The following is an 18,994-nucleotide window of genomic DNA, read 5'->3' as shown; positions in this document are numbered from 1 at the left end:
AACTTTAACCCAACAATTTCCAGACATAGTATACCACCGGCGCGACCAGCATCATACTGTCAAAACGGTCTAAAATGCCACCGTGTCCCGGCAAAAGATGGCCACTGTCCTTAACCTGGGCCATACGCTTCATCCCTGATTCTATCAGATCCCCTACTTGGGCCGCTAGGGCTGCAAGAAGACTTATTACCACAGCCCGCCACTCTAAAGAAAAGAGGTAAAAGCCCAGCAAAGCCCCGGCTACCAAGGTAACGAATCCTGCTCCTACAGCACCTTCCCAAGTTTTATGCGGGCTTAATACTGGGCACAATCTTCTAAAACCTAAGCCCTGTCCGATAAAATACGCTGATGTATCGCTAATCCAGGTAAGAACGAAGGTGTATAGTAAAAGGCCGAAACTTCCACCTGAACCAGCCCGTAGTAAGAAAAGATGAACCAGGGAACCACTAACATACAAACAACCTAGGAAAGTGACCGCTATATCGGCCAAAGAATAGTAGGGAAACTGTAGAAGAAAACCGCCCAAAAAAATCCAAAGCAAAATAAAAGTAACATAAGGGGAAAACTCCCTCTGCCAGTAAACAACCGCTACTGTAGTTAGTACTCCCAAATAACCTAGTAAAACAGGAGGTTTCAACCCCCACCGTCTAACTAGATGGCAATACTCCCTGAACCCCAAAAGGGATATTATACCCACCGCTCCCAGTAACCACAAACTGCCTAAATAAGCAACCCATAATAAGAGGGGTATACCTGCCACCGCTACAAGAAGTCTTGCCCAGAGCATTTCCTTATTTTATCCCCCCGAAGCGTCTTTCCCTCCGGGCATAATCATGGAGGGCAGCTAACAAATCCTCTCGGCGAAAGTCTGGCCAAAGTACGGGGGTAACCCAAAGCTCAGTATAAGCCGACTGCCACAAAAGAAAATTGCTGAAACGCATTTCCCCTGCTGTACGGATGAGGAGATCAGGGTCGGGAAGGCCAGCGGTATACAGGTAACTATTTAAAACCCTTTCATCAATGTCCTCAACTCTAAGCTTCCCCCGGAGTACATCCCGAACCACTGCACAGCAGGCATCTACCAGTTCTGCCCTTCCTCCGTAGTTTAAAGCTAAATTAAGTAAAAGTTTTCGATTCCTCGCCGTTAGCTCCTTGGCTCGCATGAGTTCCCTTTGGGCTTTTTCGGGTAGTTCATAAAGCCGGCCAATAGCACCTATCTTTACCCCTTGACGATGGAGTTCATCGGCCTCCTTTTGTAGATATTCCACCAACAGTTCCATTAAGGTGTCCACTTCTTCTCTTGGTCTTTTCCAATTCTCTGTGGAGAAGGCATAAACTGTAAGGATCTCAATACCCCATTCCAGGCAGGCTTTAACTATCTCCCGCAAGGTTTCTACCCCTGCCCGGTGGCCTACTACCCTGGGTAAACCCCGTTTTACTGCCCAACGGCCGTTACCGTCCATTATAATAGCCAGGTGTCGGGGCAAAAGTTCGCGTGGGGGAAGTTCGGGTTTTACAGGTACTCCACATTTTTGCAGCCGGGGAAAAAAAACCTCGGGCAACCCTTTTGACCCTCCTGATAAAAATATATACAAAACAAACCCCCTCCAGCGGAGGGGGCAGCGCCATTACTCTTCCACGATGGCTTCATTGGGACATGCCTCTCGACAAGTGCCGCAATCAGTACATAATTCAGGATCGATCACATAAATGTTGTCTCCCTCGGAAATCGCACCATTGGGGCATTCGTCCGCACACACCCCACACGCCAAACATTCTTCAGTGATCCGATGGGGCATGGGCTCCTGCACCTCCTTTCCCTGGTGGCCACAAATTTATGACAGGAGCCGCGACCAGCTCTACCTGGCCAGCTCCCACCACCCGCACCCTCACAACCCGGGTTGTCATCTCTTGCCTGGTTAAAGCACCACTACCGGTTACAAGAATATTCACCACCTGGTAGCCGGCCCCTTGAAGGAGGTGGCAGGCCTCATCCAGAGATAAGCCCAGGCAGTCCGGAAGCAACTCCTCTAAACCTCCATAATCTCGGCCTCTTTAGTAGCCAAAGCTTTGTCAATGGCCTGGATGTAAGTATCGGTCAGCTTCTGGACCTTATCTTGAGCCCTTCGGGCTTCATCCTCTGAGATTTCGCCACTCTTTTCCTGGGCCTTTAGCTTATCGTTAGCCTCCCGCCGGATGTTCCGTACCACTACCCGGAATTCTTCTGCCTTTTTCCTCACCAGTTTAACCAGTTCGGCCCTTCGCTCTTCCGTTAGTTGAGGAAGAACAATACGGATCACGGTACCGTCGCTGGTAGGAGTAAGGCCCAGATCTGATTTAAGAATAGCCTTCTCTATCTCCCCAACCATGGAGCGATCCCAGGGTTGAACAACGAGTAAGCGGGGTTCCGGAGCGGAAATAGTAGCTAATTGATTTACCGGCGTAGGAGTCCCATAATAATTAACGTAAACCTTTTCCAGTAGTGCAGGAGTAGCCCTCCCTGCCCTGACAGTGGCCAGCTCTTTACGCAAGTTTTCGAGCGCTTTCTGCATCTTGTTTTCCGCTTCCTTTAAAATTCCTTCTATCATCCCCTTTTACCTCCTACATAGGTGCCGATTTCTTCACCCATGACCGCCTTCAATATGTTACCCTTTTCCTTAATTCCAAAAACTATAAGGGGGATATTATTATCCATACATAGGGAGGTAGCAGTCGAATCCATGACACCTAAATTACTGTTCAGTACATCCAGATAATCAAGCCCTTTGTAGCGCTTAGCCTGGGGATTCTGTTCGGGATCTGCGTCATATACTCCGTCCACCCGCTTGGCCATGAGTATCACTTCCGCTTCGATTTCAGCAGCCCGCAACGCAGCGGTAGTGTCTGTAGAAAAATAGGGATTCCCGGTACCCCCGGCAAAAATAACTACCCTTCCCTTTTCTAAATGTCTAATGGCCCGGCGCCGAATGTAAGGTTCCGCAATCTGGCGCATTTCAATAGCAGACTGCACCCTTGTATCGACTCCTAAACGCTCCAGGGCATCCTGGAGGGCAAGGGAATTTATTACCGTAGCTAACATCCCCATGTAATCTGCTGTTGCCCTATCCATTCCTTGGGCGCTTCCCTTTACCCCCCGCCAGATATTACCGCCTCCTACCACTACTGCCACATCAACCCCGAGATCTCGTACTTCCTTGATCTGTTCGGCGATAGAATTGATAACATCGGGATCGATACCAAACCCTTGGTTACCGGCCAGGGCCTCTCCGCTTAACTTTAAAACTACCCTCTTATACTTGGGTTTCTGCATTTCGCAGTACCCCCGTGACTCCCCATAATTTTTCTACAAACTTATTAAAATTCCTTTCGCCTCATAAGAAAAAAAGAGCACCTCACTGCTCTTTTTCAAGTCTGTTGGTCAACAGCCTCACCTACTTCAAACCGGACAAAACGACGCACCTCGATATTTTCCCCTAACTTGGCGATCTTTTCCGCGATAAGGTCTTTGACTTTACGGTCCGGATCTTTTATATAAGGTTGCTCCAACAAGCAACTTTCTTGGAAGAACTTTTCCAAGCGGCCCGATACAATCTTTTCTACAACCTTCTCGGGCTTACCCTCGTTAAGGGCTTGAGCTCGAAGGATGCTTTTTTCTCTTTCTAGTACCTCTTCCGGAACATCTTCCCTCTTTATATACTCCGGCCGGGAGGCAGCCACCTGCATAGCCAAGTTATGAACCAAATCCCGAAATTCCTCTGTTCTAGCTACAAAGTCTGTCTCGCAATTTACCTCGATAAGCACCCCTATCCTGCCACCGCCATGGATGTAAGCATGCACCAGACCTTCCTTGGCCACCCGTCCTGCCTTTTTAGCAGCTGCAGCCAAGCCCTTCATGCGTAATACTTCAATAGCCCTTTCTATATCACCGCCAGTTTCTTCTAAAGCCCGCTTACAATCCATCATTCCGGCTCCGGTGCGGTTACGCAGCTCTTTTATAACTTCAGCCGAAACCATCCACAGTTCCCCCTTTACTCGCCTACAGCCTCGGGCTGGTCTTCGCCCTGCAATCCTTCCAAAACCGCATCAGCAATTTTACTAGTTATTAGCTTAACCGCCCTGATGGCGTCATCATTACCTGGAATTACATAATCTATCTCATCGGGATCGCAATTGGTATCCACAATGGCGACAATGGGAATACCCAAACGGCGGGCCTCCGCTACTGCAATACGTTCTTTTCGTGGGTCCACTACAAATAGAGCGTCCGGCAATTGCTTCATGTTTTTAATGCCACCCAGAAAGCGCTCAAGCTTCTCCTTCTCCTTCCTTAAAGCCATGACTTCCTTCTTAGGAAGGAGCTCTAGCGTTCCTTCTTCCTCCATCTGTTCCAGTTCTTTTAAGCGTTCAATACGCCGGCGGATGGTCTGAAAATTGGTGAGGGTTCCGCCCAACCAGCGTACATTAACGTAAAACATACCACAGCGTTCAGCTTCTTCTTTAACGGTCTCTTGAGCCTGTTTCTTCGTGCCTACAAAGAGTATCTTGCCGCCTTCTTTGGCTACATCCCGGACAAAGTTATAGGCCTCCTCTAATTTCTTAACCGTGCGCTGGAGATCGATAATGTAAATACCGTTCCGCTCGGTAAAAATATAAGGGGCCATCTTAGGGTTCCAGCGCCTAGTCTGATGTCCGAAATGAACCCCTGCCTCCAATAACTGTTTCATGGAAACGACAGCCATTTAAGGATACCTCCCCTACGGTTTTTTCCTCCGCTCCCTCATCCTTGCAGGAGACCCGTAAAAAGGCACCGTCCTGCAGGTCAGGCCGCGTGTGTAATGGCACACCAGCGAAAGTATAGCACAAAGTTTACCTTCCCGCAAGTTTAAGAGCAATAAAATAGGGCCAGGGGTAAATTTCTTTCTCCCTGGCCTTAAAACTTCTAAGCCCTGCTCCGGAGCTTCTGAAGTTCTTCAAGGAGGTTGTCATTTAACACGCGGATATAGGTCCCCTTCATACCCAGAGACTTGGATTCTATGACACCGGCGCTTTCAAACTTCCTTAAGGCGTTGACGATAACTGAGCGGGTAATACCCGCCCTGTCGGCTATCTTGCTGGCTACCAATATTCCTTCGTCGCCGTCGAGCTCAGCAAAAATGTGCTCCACGGCTTCCAATTCTGAGTAGGATAAGGTAGCCAGAGCCACCTGCACCGCCGCCCGCTTACGCGCCTCCTCTTCGATTTTTTCGGATTTCGACCGCAGGATCTCCATGCCGACCACTGTAGCCCCGTATTCTGCAAGGATCAGGTCTTCATCTGTAAACCGGATGTTAAACTTGGACAGCACCAGGGAACCCAGGCGCTGGCCACCGCTGACTATGGGTACCACAGTGGTCAATTTGTTGCTGAATACACACCGTTTTTCGGGGTCAAACACACAGGCATTCCCTACTTGACAGAAGTTGGCCTGGGTTTCGTCAATACGGAGGAGCTGTTCGTTATATTTCTCAGGGAACCGTTCTGATTGGAAGACAATCTCCTCCATAATCTCACAAGTGAAACCCTCTACAAAAGCATATCCCAGGACGCGCCCATGGCGACCAACTATATAGGTATTGGCCTCCAGGACATCCCGGAGTACACCAGCCATCTCCTGAAAATCCACGGGATTGCCTGCCGTCCTTTGAAGAAGCCGATTTATGGTCCGGGTTTTTTCTAACAAGGTCTGCAAAGCATTTTCCTCCCTTCCTAAAGGTTTTTACAAGATATACGCCCGAAGATCGGTCTTTTGAAGCACATCTCCCAGCTTTTCCCGCACGTAATTCCGGTCGATGACCACGCGGGTATTCTCCATCTCAGGAGCTAAAAATAAGAGATCCTGCAGTACTTTTTCCATAATAGTATGGAGACGGCGAGCGCCGATGTCTTCTCCCTGAGTATTTACAGTATAAGCAATATCGGCAATTTCCGCAATAGCATCTCCTGTAAATTCAATTTCTAAACCTTCGGTAGCTAGCAATGCCTTGTACTGGCGAAGTAAAGAATTTTGAGGCTCTGTCAAGATCCTTTGAAAGTCTTCGCGTGTAAGACTTTTAAGTTCCACCCTTATAGGAAACCGTCCTTGGAGCTCAGGAATCAGATCTGAAGGCTTGGCTATATGAAAAGCACCCGCTGCGATGAACAATATATGGTCGGTTTTCACCGGACCGTACTTGGTCTGAACGGTAGTTCCCTCTACTATAGGTAATATGTCTCTTTGTACCCCTTCCCGGGAAACATCAGGCCCTACTCCGCCGTTTCTTGCCGCAATTTTATCGATTTCGTCGATAAATATGATACCATTTTGTTCTACCCTTTGTACAGCTTCTCTGGCCACCTCGTCCATATCTATAAGCTTTTCGGCCTCTTCCTGGGCCAATATCTTACGTGCTTCGGCTACCGTTACCCTTCTTTTGCGCTTGCGCCGCGGAAATATGTTACTCAGCATATCTTGAAGATTAAGCCCCAATTCCTCTAGGCCTAAAGTACCGAACATCACTCCCGGCATGGTGGTCTCCTCTACTTCGATCTCCACCATCATGTCTTCCAACTCTTTCCTTCTTAACTTTTCCCAAAATATTGCCCGTTTATCCCCTTCGTCATCTTCAAGTTCTGTATCTGTCTCGCCTTCCATAAACCCGCTCCAAAAGGCTTCCCACGGGTTCCGCCCTTCCCTCTTACGTCTAGTTCGGGGTACGATAAGGTCCAACAGTCTCTTTTCCGCAAGCTTTAAGGCTTCGTTTTCTACTGCCGCTTGTTTTTCGGCCTTTACCATCCTTACCGCATTCTCCACCAGTTCGCGTACCATGGATTCTACGTCCCGGCCTACATACCCCACTTCAGTGAATCGGGTGGCCTCCACCTTAAGGAAGGGCGCCCCCACCAACCGTGCTAAACGCCGGGCTATCTCGGTTTTACCTACCCCTGTAGGACCGATCATGAGAATGTTTTTAGGTAGGACTTCTTCTTTAAGTTCTGGAGGTAGTTTTTGCCTGCGGTACCTGTTACGCAAAGCTATAGCCACGCACTTTTTGGCTTCTTCTTGACCTACTATATATTTATCCAGCTCCTGAACGATCTGGCGTGGTGTAAGGAGTTCCACTTGGTCACACTCCTATTTATTTATAAGATTAGCTCGTTAAGTATAGATTAAAACTACGTTAAGTAAAGATTAAAATTCCTGGGTTTTTACCTATAGCTTATTTTATTATAACTCTTCACTATAGCGATTCAAGTCTTATAGCTCCTCCACCACAATGCTTTCGTTGGTATATATGCAGATAGAAGCTGCTACCTGTAAAGCTTCCCTGGCGATCTCTCGAGCACTCAGATCCGTATGTTTTATTAAAGCCCTCGCTGCAGCCAGGGCATAAGGGCCTCCCGAACCTACAGCCAATATACCGTCATCGGGCTCTATAATCTCCCCGCTACCCGAGATAAGAAGTAACCTCTCCCGGTCTGCTACCACCAGCAGGGCCTCTAGCCGCCTCAGCAACCTATCCGTACGCCACTCCTTTCCGAGCTCAACGGCAGCTCGCTGCAGGTTCCCCTTGTATTCATCTAACTTGGCTTCAAATTTTTCAAACAGGGTAAACGCGTCGGCCACGCTACCTGCAAAACCGGCCAGAACATTCCCCTGGTAAAGGCGGCGTACTTTACGAGCTTGGTGTTTAAGTACTGTGTTACCCAGAGTAACCTGACCATCGCTGGCCATAGCTACCTGGCCACCCCTCTTTACCGCAATAACAGTGGTACTATGTATTGTGGCCTCCACGCCCTTATTTCTGCCAAGCATCTTTACTTCTCTCCTCCACCGTTGTTCTGGCGAGCTGGGCTCTAGGATGGGCTTTTTGGTATACCGCACGCAGGTGTTCCGGGGTAACATGAGTGTACACTTGTGTACTGCTCAAGCGTACATGACCAAGGAGTTCCTGGACAGCACGCAAGTCAGCTCCTCTTTCCAACATGTGGGTAGCAAAGCAATGCCGCAAAACATGAGGTGAAATACCTGCGGCAACTACCGTCTTTTTGACGTAATAATCTAGCCGCTGCCTTACCCCGCGGCTCGTCAACCGACTTCCCAGGTGGTTTAAAAAAAGAGCCTTCTCCCCGGGGTTACCTCTAGTCGCAAGTACCGGCCTTCCGCAAGCCAAATAATCCTTAATGGCCGCTATAGCCATCCTCCCCAAGGGAGCTAAGCGTTCACGTCCTCCCTTCCCCCTTACCCTTATCTCCCCACGACTTAAATCTACATCCTCTAGGTTAAGGCTTACTAGCTCTCCTACCCTGAGGCCTGAAGCATAAAGCGTCTCCCACAGCGCCCGGTCCCGCAGGCCTAAAGGAGTGGGAGGAGGAGCCTCCAAGATCTTTACTATTTCGTTATAAGGGAGATATTTGGGCAACCTTTTCTCCTGCCGAGGAGATCTTATGAGTTCCACCGGATTAATCTCTACCCGGCCTTCGCGCAAAAGATAACGATAAAATACACGCAAAGCCACCAGTTTCCGGGCTACAGTAGTCCTTTTTTCCCGTAACACATTAAGCCAGCCCAAAAACCGCCGTACTAGGGTCCGGTCTACATCTTCAGGTCTTGCCTTCGCTCCTAAGGTCTTCTCGACATAAACGGCAAACTGCTTTAAATCAGTTAGATAAGCTACAACTGTAGCGGAAGCCAGGTTTTTCTCCGCTATCAAGTAGGAAGCAAAATCCTCCAAAGCCTTCTTAAACTCCGGATTGATTAAGATCAACCTCCCCATTCATCTGAACCCAAAAGCCTTATCAGTTTTTATATCTTATCAGATTGTCGAAAAAAGAGCAAGTCAATTGAGTGAAAATTCACCGAGAACTTGTTCCCAAATGGACAAGGCTCTCTGAGACAGAAGTAGATTGCGCTGGCGGCGGGAACGTACTCGTCGCTCTAGCGGAGGAAGCAATCCAAAATTGATATTCATGGGTTGGAAGTTCTCGGAACGAGCTTCTGTAATATAATGGACCAGGGCTCCGTGAGCAGTCTCCCGGGGGGGTACAACAGGTCTTAACCCCTTAAGCAGCCGGGCAGCATTAACACCGGCCAGTATCCCCATAGCCGCAGACTCTATATACCCCTCCACACCTGTGATCTGTCCGGCTAAGAAAATTTCCGGCCGCTCTTTCAACTGGAGGGTAGGTAAAAGTAAACGCGGCGAGTTTATATATGTATTACGGTGCATAACCCCATAACGCACAAATTCTGCGTTCCGCAGGGCAGGGATAAGGCGAAACACCCGGTCTTGTTCTCCCCATTTTAAGCTGGTTTGAAAGCCTACCAGGTTATACAGGGTGCCCTCTTTGTTGTCCTGGCGCAATTGTACTACTGCAAAAGGCCTTTTACCTGTAGAAGGATCGATTAAACCGGTGGGTCTCATAGGGCCATACCGTAAAGTGTCCGGTCCCCTTCTAGCCATCTCCTCCACCGGCATGCAGCCTTCAAAGTATATCTCCTTTTCAAAAGAATGCGGGATGTGGCGCTCCGCATTTACTAAGGCCTGGTAAAAAGTATAATACTCTTCCTCTGTCAGGGGGCAGTTCAAGTAATCTTCTTCCCCCTTGCCATAACGCCCACCACGGAAAAGCTTCGACCAGTCCAAGGATTCTGCCGTAACGATGGGGGCTGCTGCGTCGTAAAAGTAAAGGTATTCTTCTCCTGTAAGCTCCTTTAGGGCTTCAGTTAAGGCGGGAGATGTTAAAGGGCCGGAAGCAATAATCACCACCCCTTCTGACGGAATTCCTTTTGCCTCCTCCCGTACTACGGTAATCAAGGGGTGGTTTTCTATTCTGGAGGTTACTTCCTGGCTGAAGGCGTCTCTATCCACAGCTAAGGCTTTGCCCGCCGGGACCCGGTGTTTTTCTGCTACTTCTATAATTAATGAACCTACCCGGCGCATCTCCTCTTTAAGAAGCCCCGCGGCATTCTCTAACTCATTGGAGCGCAAAGAATTGGAGCAGACCAGCTCAGCCAAGTAACCAGTCCGGTGGGCCGGGGTGGTCTGGTAAGGTCGCATCTCCCAAAGTTCTACCTTTATACCCCTTTGGGCTGCCTGCCAGGCGGCTTCGCTTCCTGCTAAACCTCCGCCAATTACAATTAACTTCTCTTTCATCTTTCAGGCCTCTCCCTGCCTCCTTACTTCTTCTTGATAACCGCAGTCTTTGTTCGGACAGACTAAGCGCAGCGAGCGCCGGCCACCCTTTTCCACCAAACGGCTGCCACATTCCGGGCAAAAGGCTTGCGCGGGTTTATCCCAGGAGAGATAATTACACTCTGGATAATTCTTGCAGGTATAGAACTTGCGCCCGCGCTTGCTCCTCCTCTCCACAATCTCCTGGCCGCAGTAGGGGCACTCTACTCCTATACCCGTAAGAAGGGGCTTAGTGAAACGGCAATCGGGAAAACCTGGGCAGGCCAGAAACTTGCCGTAGCGCCCCTGTTTTACTACGAGGTTCCGGCCGCAGACTTCACATTTTTCTTCTGTCATTTCTTCCGGAAGCTCAATAACCCCTATCTTAGCCTCAGCCTGCTCTAAAACCTTGCTAAAGGGAACATAGAAATCCTCTACTACTTTCCGCCAGGAAAGCTTTCCCGCCTCCACTTGATCCAGTTTAGCTTCCATATGGGCAGTAAACTCTACATCTATAATGTCTGGAAAGTATTCCTTTAGTAAATCTACCACTATACAACCCAACTCCGTGGGTACAAGATGTTTCTGCTCCCTTACTACATACCCCCGGCTTAAAATAGTTTCAATGGTAGGAGCATAAGTACTGGGCCTACCTATCCCTAATTCTTCCATAGTTTTAACAAGGGTCGCTTCCGTGTACCGGGGGGGAGGCTGAGTAAAATGTTGCTTGGGTTCTAAGGATATCAAGGTTAATATTTGGCCTTCATATACCTCGGGTAACATTTCCTCTTTCTCCCAGTCTTCCTGTTCCCGCTCCCCTTTAAAGACCTTAAGAAACCCGGGAAATTTAATAACCGATCCCGTAGCCCTAAAAAGAAACTCACCCGCGGCAATATCCACAGTAACGGTATCCAAAACCGCGGCCTCCATCTGGCTGGCCAGGAATCGTTCCCAAATCAAGGAATACAACCTGTACTGGTCCCGGGTCAAAGCCGCTTTGATGCTATCAGGCTCCCGCCAAACCGAAGTAGGCCTTATGGCCTCATGGGCATCCTGAACATGTTCTTTGCGTCCGCCCTGCCGACGTATTCCTGACGGAATATAAAGAGGCCCAAAATGCTTAAGAAGATATTCCCGTGCTTCCTGCTGGGCCACCTGAGCTATCCGGGTAGAATCCGTGCGGATATAAGTAACCAGCCCCACCCGGCCCATTTCTGGTCCCAGATCTATTCCTTCATAGAGCTCTTGAGCAACCTGCATAGTACGCCTGGTGGTAAAATTCAAACGCCGGTAAGCCTCCTGTTGTAGGGTACTGGTAGTAAAAGGCTCCGGGGGTTTCTTCCGCCGCTCCCTTCTTTTAACTTCCACGACCTGAAAAGAGGCGCCCTTAAGGGAAGCTAAAATCTCATCCATGGATTCCTTACTTTTAACATTGACCGGCTCCCCTCGAAACTTATATAGCTTGGCAGCAAAAGCAGACCCTTCTCCGGGGGGTTCAAGGTAAGCCGTTAAGGTCCAGTACTCTTCCGGGCAAAAATTTGCGATCTCCCTCTCACGGTCTACGATCAACCTCACAGCTACTGACTGTACCCTGCCGGCACTTAAACCTTTCTTTATTTTCCGCCAGAGTAAAGGGCTGAGTTTATATCCTACCAAGCGGTCTAAAACCCTGCGGGCCTGCTGGGCCGCTACCCGGTCCATATTTATAGGCCGGGGGTTCTTAAGAGCCTCCAGTACAGCCTGTTTTGTTATCTCATTAAATTCTATACGGCACTTTCCATCAGGTAGCCCCAAAAGGTGCTGTAAGTGCCAGGCGATGGCTTCCCCCTCACGGTCCGGGTCGGGGGCCAGAAGGACCCGCTCCGTTTTTTGGGCCGCCTCCCGTAATTCCCTGACTATTTCCCCCTTGCCTCGTATAGTGATATAATAGGGTTCAAAACCACGCTCTATATCTACCCCGAACTGGCTCTTAGGCAAGTCTCTAACATGGCCCATAGAGGATTTTACTAAGTAATCGCGGCCCAAAAATTTACTAATGGTTTTAGCCTTGGCCGGAGATTCTACTATAACCAACGTCTTGGCCAACTAAATTTCACCCCCGAAAGCATCTTTAAGGCGCTAATCGTCCGGGAGGGAGCCTACATAAAGACCGCCTGGAAGCCTTGAAACCAAACCCTGTAACTCCAAAAAGGTCAGCGCGATATTTATTTCTCGAATAGAAAGTCCCGTCGCCTCTCCGAGCTCCTCCAGGGATAAAGGAGAAGATGCTACCGCGGCCAGGACCTTTTCTTCTACAGGAGAAAGTTTAAGGCCCGGGGTGTTCCTTACTCCCTGTTTCCGGGCCGGACCCTGGACTTCTCCTGAAAAATACTCCTCAAGGATATCTTCCACCCCGGTGACTACCTTGGCCCCTTGTTTGAGCAAATTATTTGTTCCCCTGCTCTGGAAACTCGTGATAGGTCCCGGCACCGCAAAAACATCACGCCCTTGCTCTAGGGCCAAATCGGCTGTTATCAAAGCGCCGCTCTTTTCACCCGCCTCCACCACTATGGTTCCCCGAGCCAAGCCGCTTATTATACGGTTCCTAGCCGGGAAGTGGTGCCGTTCAGGGGGTGTTCCGGGAGGAAGCTCGGAAAGTATCAACCCCTCCCCGGCTATCTCCTGATACAACCGGGCATTTTCCCGGGGGTATACTACATCCACTCCGCTTCCCAATACAGCTATGGTCTTCCCCTTCCCCTGAAGGGCTCCCCTATGGGCAGCAGCGTCTATCCCTGCCGCCATACCGCTTACCACAACTATACCCGCCTCGGCCAAACCCCGGGCCAGGACTTGGGCAACTTTAAGCCCATAGGGTGTGGGACGGCGCGTGCCCACCACGGCCACCTTAATTCCTTCCAGGGCTGTCAAATCGCCTAAGTAGTATAACACCGACGGGGGATTATAGATGTTCTTTAGCTCCTGGGGATAGCACGGATCTGTAAAAACCAAAACCCCTACCTTTGAACGTAATAACTCCTCTTCAAGCCTGCGTGGCTCTACCTTTTTCCGCCAAGCTACCAGCTCCTGGGCTACTTTACCCATCCAGGGTAGAATTAAAAGCTCTTTTTCCTTAGCCTCCCAGGCAGCCTTAGCGCTGCCAAAATGCTCCACTAACTTAAGAAGCCGCTGGGAGCCCAGACCCGGGACCTGCTGCAAAGCCACCCAATAGCCGTGTTCCGATCCCTTATTATTCAATTTTGGCTGCCCCTTTTATCAGGTATTCATGTCCAGTTAGTTTATCCCTTCTTGTCCCCTATGACTAAAAGCAGGAGGTAAAATGCGAAAAGCTGAAGGATCATACCTGCCAGAGCTAACCCAAATTTCACCATCAAAAATTACCTCCTTCTTTCTTTAGAAAATCGACGAAGAAAAGCTTCGTGAGCCTTCCATTCTATCTCATCACCAGGAAGGGGCCTTAACTCCACCTTCCCGTAACGGGCTTCCAAAGCCAAGGTTAAAATATAATCAGCCAGATGGGGGTTTTTGGCCAGTAAAGGCCCATGTAGATAGGTTCCTATAGCCCGGCCATATACGCAACCCTCTGTCCCGTCCTCCCCATTGTTCCCATAGCCAAAAAGAATGCGGCCTAAAGGGCGAAAGCCTTCCCGAGGTCTTTCCGGGTAAGTTTTACCTATGTGGTTTTCGAATCCTACTACAGGGAGAGGAGTAGACAAAACTTCCACTTCAATAGCTATATTACCTTTTAAACGCTTATCTCCTGCTATAGTAAAAACAGGAAACAATCCTACTCCTTCAAATACTTCATTGGTTCTCGTCTGGTAGTAACGACCTAGAAGCTGGTATCCGCCGCAAATGGCCAGGAGAGCAGCCCCTCGAGCCAACGCTTCTTGGAGGTAGGGTCCTTTAATTAACAGATCCCGCGCTACTATCCCCTGGTCCTCATCAGAGCCTCCCCCCAGGAAAAACAGGTCGTATTTGTCCGGAGCCAAAGTATCTCCTAGGGAAATACGGTTTATCTCCACCGCGATACCGCGCCATTCAGCCCGGCGCTGAAGAACCAGGAGGTTCCCCCGGTCTCCGTATAAATTAAGCAGTTCGGGGTAGAGGTGACAGATCCTTAACCTCACTTTGGCCACCCATCCTAATAAGAAGGCGTCGGTACAAGGATAAATTGGTATAAGTACATAATATCAGTATTTCATCAGCTTCCTCCTTTAAAGCTTCCTTAAGGCTTTTTGCTTGTTGGGGGACAATTTTAACCAGGGAAAGGTCAATACCCTGGTATCTCAAACAAACCGCCATATCCCAGGCCCGAAGCCCCGAACAAATTATACGTTTGCCCGGATAGCCAACAAGCGGTTCCCAATCCACATCCCACAGCCACGATACATCTCGGCCATCCGCAGCTAAATCATTGATGGCCAATAGATAAACGCCTGGTCTTGTTTCGATCACTGCCCGCAAAGCTTCGCTTAACCCGGTAGGGTTCTTAACTAATAACAAAGTAAACCTCTTACCCTTCAACCGGAAAGTTTCCGCTCTACCCCGACCTGGTTTAAAAGCGGCCACTAACTCTGCCGCTTCCTTGGGATTAACTCCTGATACCCAACCTGCGGCCAGGGCTGCTAAAATATTGTAACAGTTATAAAGCCCGGGTAGGGAGGTAAAAATTTCTTCCTCTCCACCGGGATATACAAAAGTAAAGTTATAGCCTCTCTCTCGTTTTTGCAGATCCTTAACCCTAAAATGGGGGAAGGGTCGTCCCCAGCCACACCGGGGGCAAGTATAGTGCCCTAAGTGGCTATAGTGATAATAAGCAAAAACTAATAACCCGCGGCACCCAGGACAGATATGCCCTTCTTGCACATCTCCTCCATCCAAACGTATGTAGGGAGTACGCTCCAATCCGAAATAATAAACAAACCTTTCACTAAGGCTCCCTCCCAAGGAAGCCACCAAAGGATCGTCCGCGTTCAACAATAGCTCAGCTTGGGGCGCGAAGGCTAAACTTTGCCGGATATAATTCAGCGTTTGTTCTAACTCATGGTAGCGGTCTAGCTGATCACGCAAAATGTTCGTTACCACTATAAGATTTGCGGGAATTTGCTTCAAGATATAACCCAGGCTACCTTCATCCACTTCCAGGACGGCCACTCTTTTTGACGCGCCGCAAGCCCGGAAAACCGAAGCCATCAAAGCAGCGGCCACCCCTGCCGGCATATTAGCTCCTTCCTTGTTGTGGACCACTTCAAAGCCCGCCCTCTCCTTTAAGATACGTGCTAGAAGATTAGCAGTGGTGGTTTTCCCATTAGTGCCGGTTATAATTATTACCTTATCTATGCTTCGAGCCAGATCCCTTAAAAGATTGGGGTACAGCCGCAAAGCTATCCATCCCGGCAAAGAAGTTCCCTCGCGGCCTAAAAGCCGACATACCAGGCCAGCTAAACATCCCAAATAAAGAGCTATTTTAAACCTGAAAAAAGCCATTAAATCAAGTTGCCTTAACGTTTTTAGAGCCTTCAAGTACTCTACCCCCGCCTTTGGAAATAACCTCTTCAACTTATCCAACGTCCTCTGATATTTCAGTCCGGCGTCGAAAGGGGCGCTTAAATACCTGAGTTAGAAATCCCAACTCTTCCATCTTCAAGAACCAAGCTATCGTAAAATATAAAGCCCCCCCAAAAGCGATGGATATAAGAAGCTTAAAGCTTTCTACCCACATCCCGCCTTCTAAAACAAATAATCCAAACTCACTTATAATAAATTTTAAACATCCTCCCATAACAATAGCCCCAACCAGGCCCTTACCCAGAGTAACCCCTAGTGCCTTATAACTACCAGAAATTATACCTCGCCGTCTAAGAAGATAAAAGAGCAAGGAAACATTGAACCATCCTGCTAAGGAATAGGCTAACGCTAAGCCTTTCACGCCCCAAAGCGGGCCTAACACGAGGTTAAGAAAAGTACCCACCCCTATGGTGGCCAGCCCCACTTTTAAGGGAGTCTTGGTATCCTGTAAGGCATAAAAAGCCCGGCTCAACATCTCATAAGCCCCATACGCCGCCATACCTAAGGAGTAATATTTTAGCGCACTGGCGGTAGCTAGAGTATCCTGCCTTGTAAAACGACCATGCTCAAATAATACCTTTATGACTTGTTCACCCAGCACTACAAATCCTGCGGTAGCCGGAAGGGCTATGAAAAGGATAGTCGTTAAGGACATTACGAGATAACGGTTAAAGGATTCCCGTTCCTTATTTACGGCTAATCTGGTCAAGGTCGGAAGCAAAGTAACACCTAAAGAAGGTGCAAAAAGCATGGGAACTAAAACCACCCGGCTAGCCAAGGTTAAAGCGTTAATGGAGCCAGGGGGTAAAAAGGAAGCTATCAACGTTTGATTTAAGAAGAGATTTATCTGGGCGATGGATAATCCGATGGTTACGGGTAACATGAGCTTCCCTATTCGCCTGATAGCGGGATGCCGGAAGTTCCAAGATAATACATAAGGTATGCGGAGGCGAAACACCCCCCACACCTGTACCAAAAAATTAAAGAAGGCGCCTATCAAGGTGGACCAGGCAAAAGCAGCAATTCCTAAACGGCTGGCCAAAATAGTGCCGAAAACTATAATAGCCGCGTTATACACCAGAGGGCCGATGGTAGTACCAAGAAACGATTGGTAAGCATACTCTGTGCCCATGAGAACGCCGTTAAGACAATGAAACAAGATGGCCATCAGTACAATCCTGGTCAAATAGGCTGTATAATTGATTTCCTCACTATTAAAGCCCGGTGCAACTAAGCGCACAAGCAACGGGGAAAAGAACATGCTTAAAATTACTGCGACGCCAACTACCACTAAAACCAGATTAAAAGCAATGCTTATTATTTCCCCGGCTTCTTTCTCCTTCTTTTCCGCTAAATAGCCCGAAAGGACCGGAACGAAAGCCGAGCTTATGCCGCCCCCCACCAGGATAAGGTATAAGGTATCAGGTACGACAAAAGAGGCGTTTAGCATGTCCGTGGAACGATTTTGGCCAAAAAGAGTTGAAATGACCATATTGCGCACAAAGCCTAAGATACGAGAAAGGAAAGATGCTACAGTTATTATTACGGCCCAACTAGCCAAACCCATTTGTTTTCCTTTCATCTGCTTTACCTGCCCCTTTGGGAAGAACCTCCAACCTAAACACGTTGTTCTATACCCGCACGCCCTCCAGTTTTTCCTTAACCGTTACCGTTTAACCTTAAAATTCAACTTAAAAAACGAGGCGATATTGCAAGGCTTCTGCCAAATGTTGTTCTTTTATCTCGTCAGCCCCTTCTAGATCGGCTATGGTCCGGGCTACCTTTAACACCCGGTCATAAGCCCGTAAAGAAAGGGCTAGCCTGTTATAAGCACTTTGCAAAAGTTTCCTGGCAGGGGGAGAAAGCAGGCAGTATCTTCTTACCTGGGGACCTTGCATCTCTGCGTTACATCGTAATCCTTCCCCGGCCAGCCTCTCTCTTTGCTTTCCGCGCGCCCTTTCTATCCTTTCCCTGACCTGTTTGGAAGTCTCCCCAGGCTGAACCCTCTCTACTTGCCGATACTCCAGCCGGGGTACCTCTACTACCAAATCTATTCTATCCAGTAAAGGTCCGGATAAGCGTTTACGGTATTGCGCTACTTGGTATTGAGTACACTGGCAGGATCTTACCGCATCCCCTAAATAGCCGCACGGGCAAGGATTCATACTCCCGACCAACAAAAAGTTAGCCGGGTAAGTGACGGCTGCTTGAGCCCGAGCTACAGTAACAACCCGTTCCTCTAAGGGCTGGCGTAGAGCTTCCAGCACTTCCCGGCGAAATTCAACTATTTCATCCAGAAAAAGGATACCGTTGCTAGCCAGGCTGACCTCCCCGGGCCGCGGTATCCGTCCACCCCCTACCATGCTCGCCAATGTAGCAGTGTGATGTGGTGAGCGGAAAGGCCGCTCCCTTATCAAGCCCTGGCCTGCAGGTAACAAACCGGCCGCGCTGTAAATTTTAGTAATCTCCAGTGCTTCCTCATAAGTAAGTGCAGGTAACAATCCCGCTAAGCTGCGGGCCAGCATTGTCTTACCTGTTCCTGGAGGACCTATAAGAAGAATATTATGCCCTCCTGCAGCCGCAATCTCCAAGGCTCGCTTAGCCTGGTCTTGTCCCTTGATATCAGCTAAATCTACCGCTGCTTTAGGTTCAGAAAAATTAAGCCCCTGCTCCGGTAATACGCGGGGTAACTCTTCATGTCCTTTAAGAAACTCCAGCACCTGGGAAAGACTACTAGCAGCCAGGACACGGATACCAGTAGCCAAAGCTGCAGCTTGAGCATTACCCGCCGGTACAATCAGGGTAGAACCCGGGTGTGATTCCTGTAAGGCTAAAGCCATGGGTAAAGCACCTGGTACGGGCCGCAAACTACCTTCTAAAGAAAGTTCGCCTACCATGAAGAGGTTGTCAGGCAAGTGACCCCCCTGAAGCTGTCCCGAAGCCGCTAAGACTCCTACGGCTATGGGTAAATCATAGATAGGCCCCTCTTTCTTTACATCCGCAGGAGCAAGATTTACAGTTATCCGCCGCAAAGGAAATTCAAAACCGCTATTTTTAATAGCTGCCCTTACCCTCTCCCTGGCCTCCTTTACCGAGGTGTCCGGAAGTCCTACTATAGCAAATAACGGTAAACCGTTACTTATATCTACTTCAACCCTTACCTGGTGGCCCTCCAAGCCGAGCAATACCACAGAATTAACAATAGCTAACACCTGCAAACCCCCTGGTAGTTT

19 protein-coding genes are annotated in these 18,994 nt (G+C 49.0%); all 19 read right to left on the bottom strand.

What is annotated here, in order from left to right; all coding sequences use genetic code 11:
• Positions 1 to 4 precede the first annotated feature (4 nt).
• Positions 5 to 787 carry a phosphatidate cytidylyltransferase gene (locus L5656_RS01730; protein ID WP_297198120.1) on the bottom strand — a complete coding sequence of 261 codons (783 nt, stop codon included), beginning with the start codon at positions 785 to 787 and terminating at the stop codon, positions 5 to 7.
• Positions 788 to 791: 4 nt separating this feature from the next.
• Positions 792 to 1,538 carry an isoprenyl transferase gene (locus tag L5656_RS01725; protein ID WP_366017793.1) on the bottom strand — a complete coding sequence of 249 codons (747 nt, stop codon included), beginning with the start codon at positions 1,536 to 1,538 and terminating at the stop codon, positions 792 to 794.
• Between the two features lie 90 nt (positions 1,539 to 1,628).
• Entirely contained in the window at positions 1,629 to 1,799 is a 171-nt protein-coding gene (locus L5656_RS01720) for a DUF362 domain-containing protein (protein WP_297198116.1), read from the bottom strand.
• Positions 1,780 to 2,025: a hypothetical protein gene (locus L5656_RS01715; RefSeq protein WP_297198114.1), complete on the bottom strand. Its 246-nt coding sequence runs from the start codon at positions 2,023 to 2,025 to the stop codon at positions 1,780 to 1,782. The genes L5656_RS01720 and L5656_RS01715 overlap by 20 nt, the downstream gene beginning before the upstream one ends.
• A gap of 5 nt (positions 2,026 to 2,030) precedes the next feature.
• Complete coding sequence (gene frr, locus L5656_RS01710) at positions 2,031 to 2,588, bottom strand: ribosome recycling factor (RefSeq protein WP_297198112.1); 558 nt, start codon at positions 2,586 to 2,588, stop codon at positions 2,031 to 2,033.
• The gene (gene pyrH, locus L5656_RS01705) at positions 2,585 to 3,310 is read right to left on the bottom strand and encodes a UMP kinase (protein ID WP_297198110.1); all 726 of its coding nucleotides are present in this window, start codon (positions 3,308 to 3,310) and stop codon (positions 2,585 to 2,587) included. Before pyrH ends, frr begins: the two co-directional genes overlap by 4 nt.
• 95 nt (positions 3,311 to 3,405) lie before the next feature.
• Positions 3,406 to 4,014, bottom strand: coding sequence for a translation elongation factor Ts (tsf, locus tag L5656_RS01700; protein WP_297198106.1), 609 nt, complete (start codon positions 4,012 to 4,014; stop codon positions 3,406 to 3,408).
• A 14-nt stretch (positions 4,015 to 4,028) separates the two neighbouring features.
• Positions 4,029 to 4,739, bottom strand: a complete 711-nt coding sequence (gene rpsB / locus L5656_RS01695; protein ID WP_297198103.1) for a 30S ribosomal protein S2 — start codon at positions 4,737 to 4,739, stop codon at positions 4,029 to 4,031.
• Between the two features lie 200 nt (positions 4,740 to 4,939).
• Positions 4,940 to 5,728: a GTP-sensing pleiotropic transcriptional regulator CodY gene (gene codY, locus L5656_RS01690; protein ID WP_297198101.1), complete on the bottom strand. Its 789-nt coding sequence runs from the start codon at positions 5,726 to 5,728 to the stop codon at positions 4,940 to 4,942.
• 27 nt (positions 5,729 to 5,755) lie between these two features.
• The gene (gene hslU / locus L5656_RS01685; protein ID WP_297198099.1) at positions 5,756 to 7,138 is read right to left on the bottom strand and encodes an ATP-dependent protease ATPase subunit HslU; all 1,383 of its coding nucleotides are present in this window, start codon (positions 7,136 to 7,138) and stop codon (positions 5,756 to 5,758) included.
• Positions 7,139 to 7,273: 135 nt separating this feature from the next.
• On the bottom strand, positions 7,274 to 7,831 hold the full coding sequence (gene hslV / locus L5656_RS01680; RefSeq protein WP_297198096.1) for an ATP-dependent protease subunit HslV: 558 nt from the start codon (positions 7,829 to 7,831) through the stop codon (positions 7,274 to 7,276).
• Positions 7,815 to 8,783, bottom strand: coding sequence for a tyrosine recombinase XerC (locus L5656_RS01675; RefSeq protein WP_297198094.1), 969 nt, complete (start codon positions 8,781 to 8,783; stop codon positions 7,815 to 7,817). The genes hslV and L5656_RS01675 overlap by 17 nt, the downstream gene beginning before the upstream one ends.
• A gap of 72 nt (positions 8,784 to 8,855) precedes the next feature.
• Complete coding sequence (trmFO, locus tag L5656_RS01670) at positions 8,856 to 10,172, bottom strand: methylenetetrahydrofolate--tRNA-(uracil(54)-C(5))-methyltransferase (FADH(2)-oxidizing) TrmFO (protein ID WP_297198092.1); 1,317 nt, start codon at positions 10,170 to 10,172, stop codon at positions 8,856 to 8,858.
• Positions 10,173 to 10,175: 3 nt separating this feature from the next.
• Positions 10,176 to 12,275, bottom strand: coding sequence for a type I DNA topoisomerase (topA, locus tag L5656_RS01665; protein ID WP_297198090.1), 2,100 nt, complete (start codon positions 12,273 to 12,275; stop codon positions 10,176 to 10,178).
• Between the two features lie 33 nt (positions 12,276 to 12,308).
• The gene (dprA, locus tag L5656_RS01660) at positions 12,309 to 13,427 is read right to left on the bottom strand and encodes a DNA-processing protein DprA (protein ID WP_297198088.1); all 1,119 of its coding nucleotides are present in this window, start codon (positions 13,425 to 13,427) and stop codon (positions 12,309 to 12,311) included.
• A 140-nt stretch (positions 13,428 to 13,567) separates the two neighbouring features.
• A complete protein-coding gene (locus L5656_RS01655; protein ID WP_297198085.1) occupies positions 13,568 to 14,320 on the bottom strand; it encodes a type 1 glutamine amidotransferase in 753 nt (250 codons plus the stop codon).
• Positions 14,280 to 15,716 carry a Mur ligase family protein gene (locus L5656_RS01650; RefSeq protein ID WP_297198082.1) on the bottom strand — a complete coding sequence of 479 codons (1,437 nt, stop codon included), beginning with the start codon at positions 15,714 to 15,716 and terminating at the stop codon, positions 14,280 to 14,282. Before L5656_RS01650 ends, L5656_RS01655 begins: the two co-directional genes overlap by 41 nt.
• Before the next feature lie 37 nt (positions 15,717 to 15,753).
• A complete protein-coding gene (gene murJ, locus L5656_RS01645) occupies positions 15,754 to 17,343 on the bottom strand; it encodes a murein biosynthesis integral membrane protein MurJ (protein ID WP_297198079.1) in 1,590 nt (529 codons plus the stop codon).
• 109 nt (positions 17,344 to 17,452) lie between these two features.
• Entirely contained in the window at positions 17,453 to 18,973 is a 1,521-nt protein-coding gene (locus L5656_RS01640) for a YifB family Mg chelatase-like AAA ATPase (protein ID WP_297198077.1), read from the bottom strand.
• Between the last annotated feature and the right edge of the window lie 21 nt (positions 18,974 to 18,994).

It is taken from the genome of Thermanaeromonas sp., assembly GCF_021890735.1.
Taxonomy (GTDB): Bacteria; Bacillota; DSM-521; order Neomoorellales; family Neomoorellaceae; genus Thermanaeromonas.
This window is presented reverse-complemented; position numbering and strand designations above follow the sequence as displayed.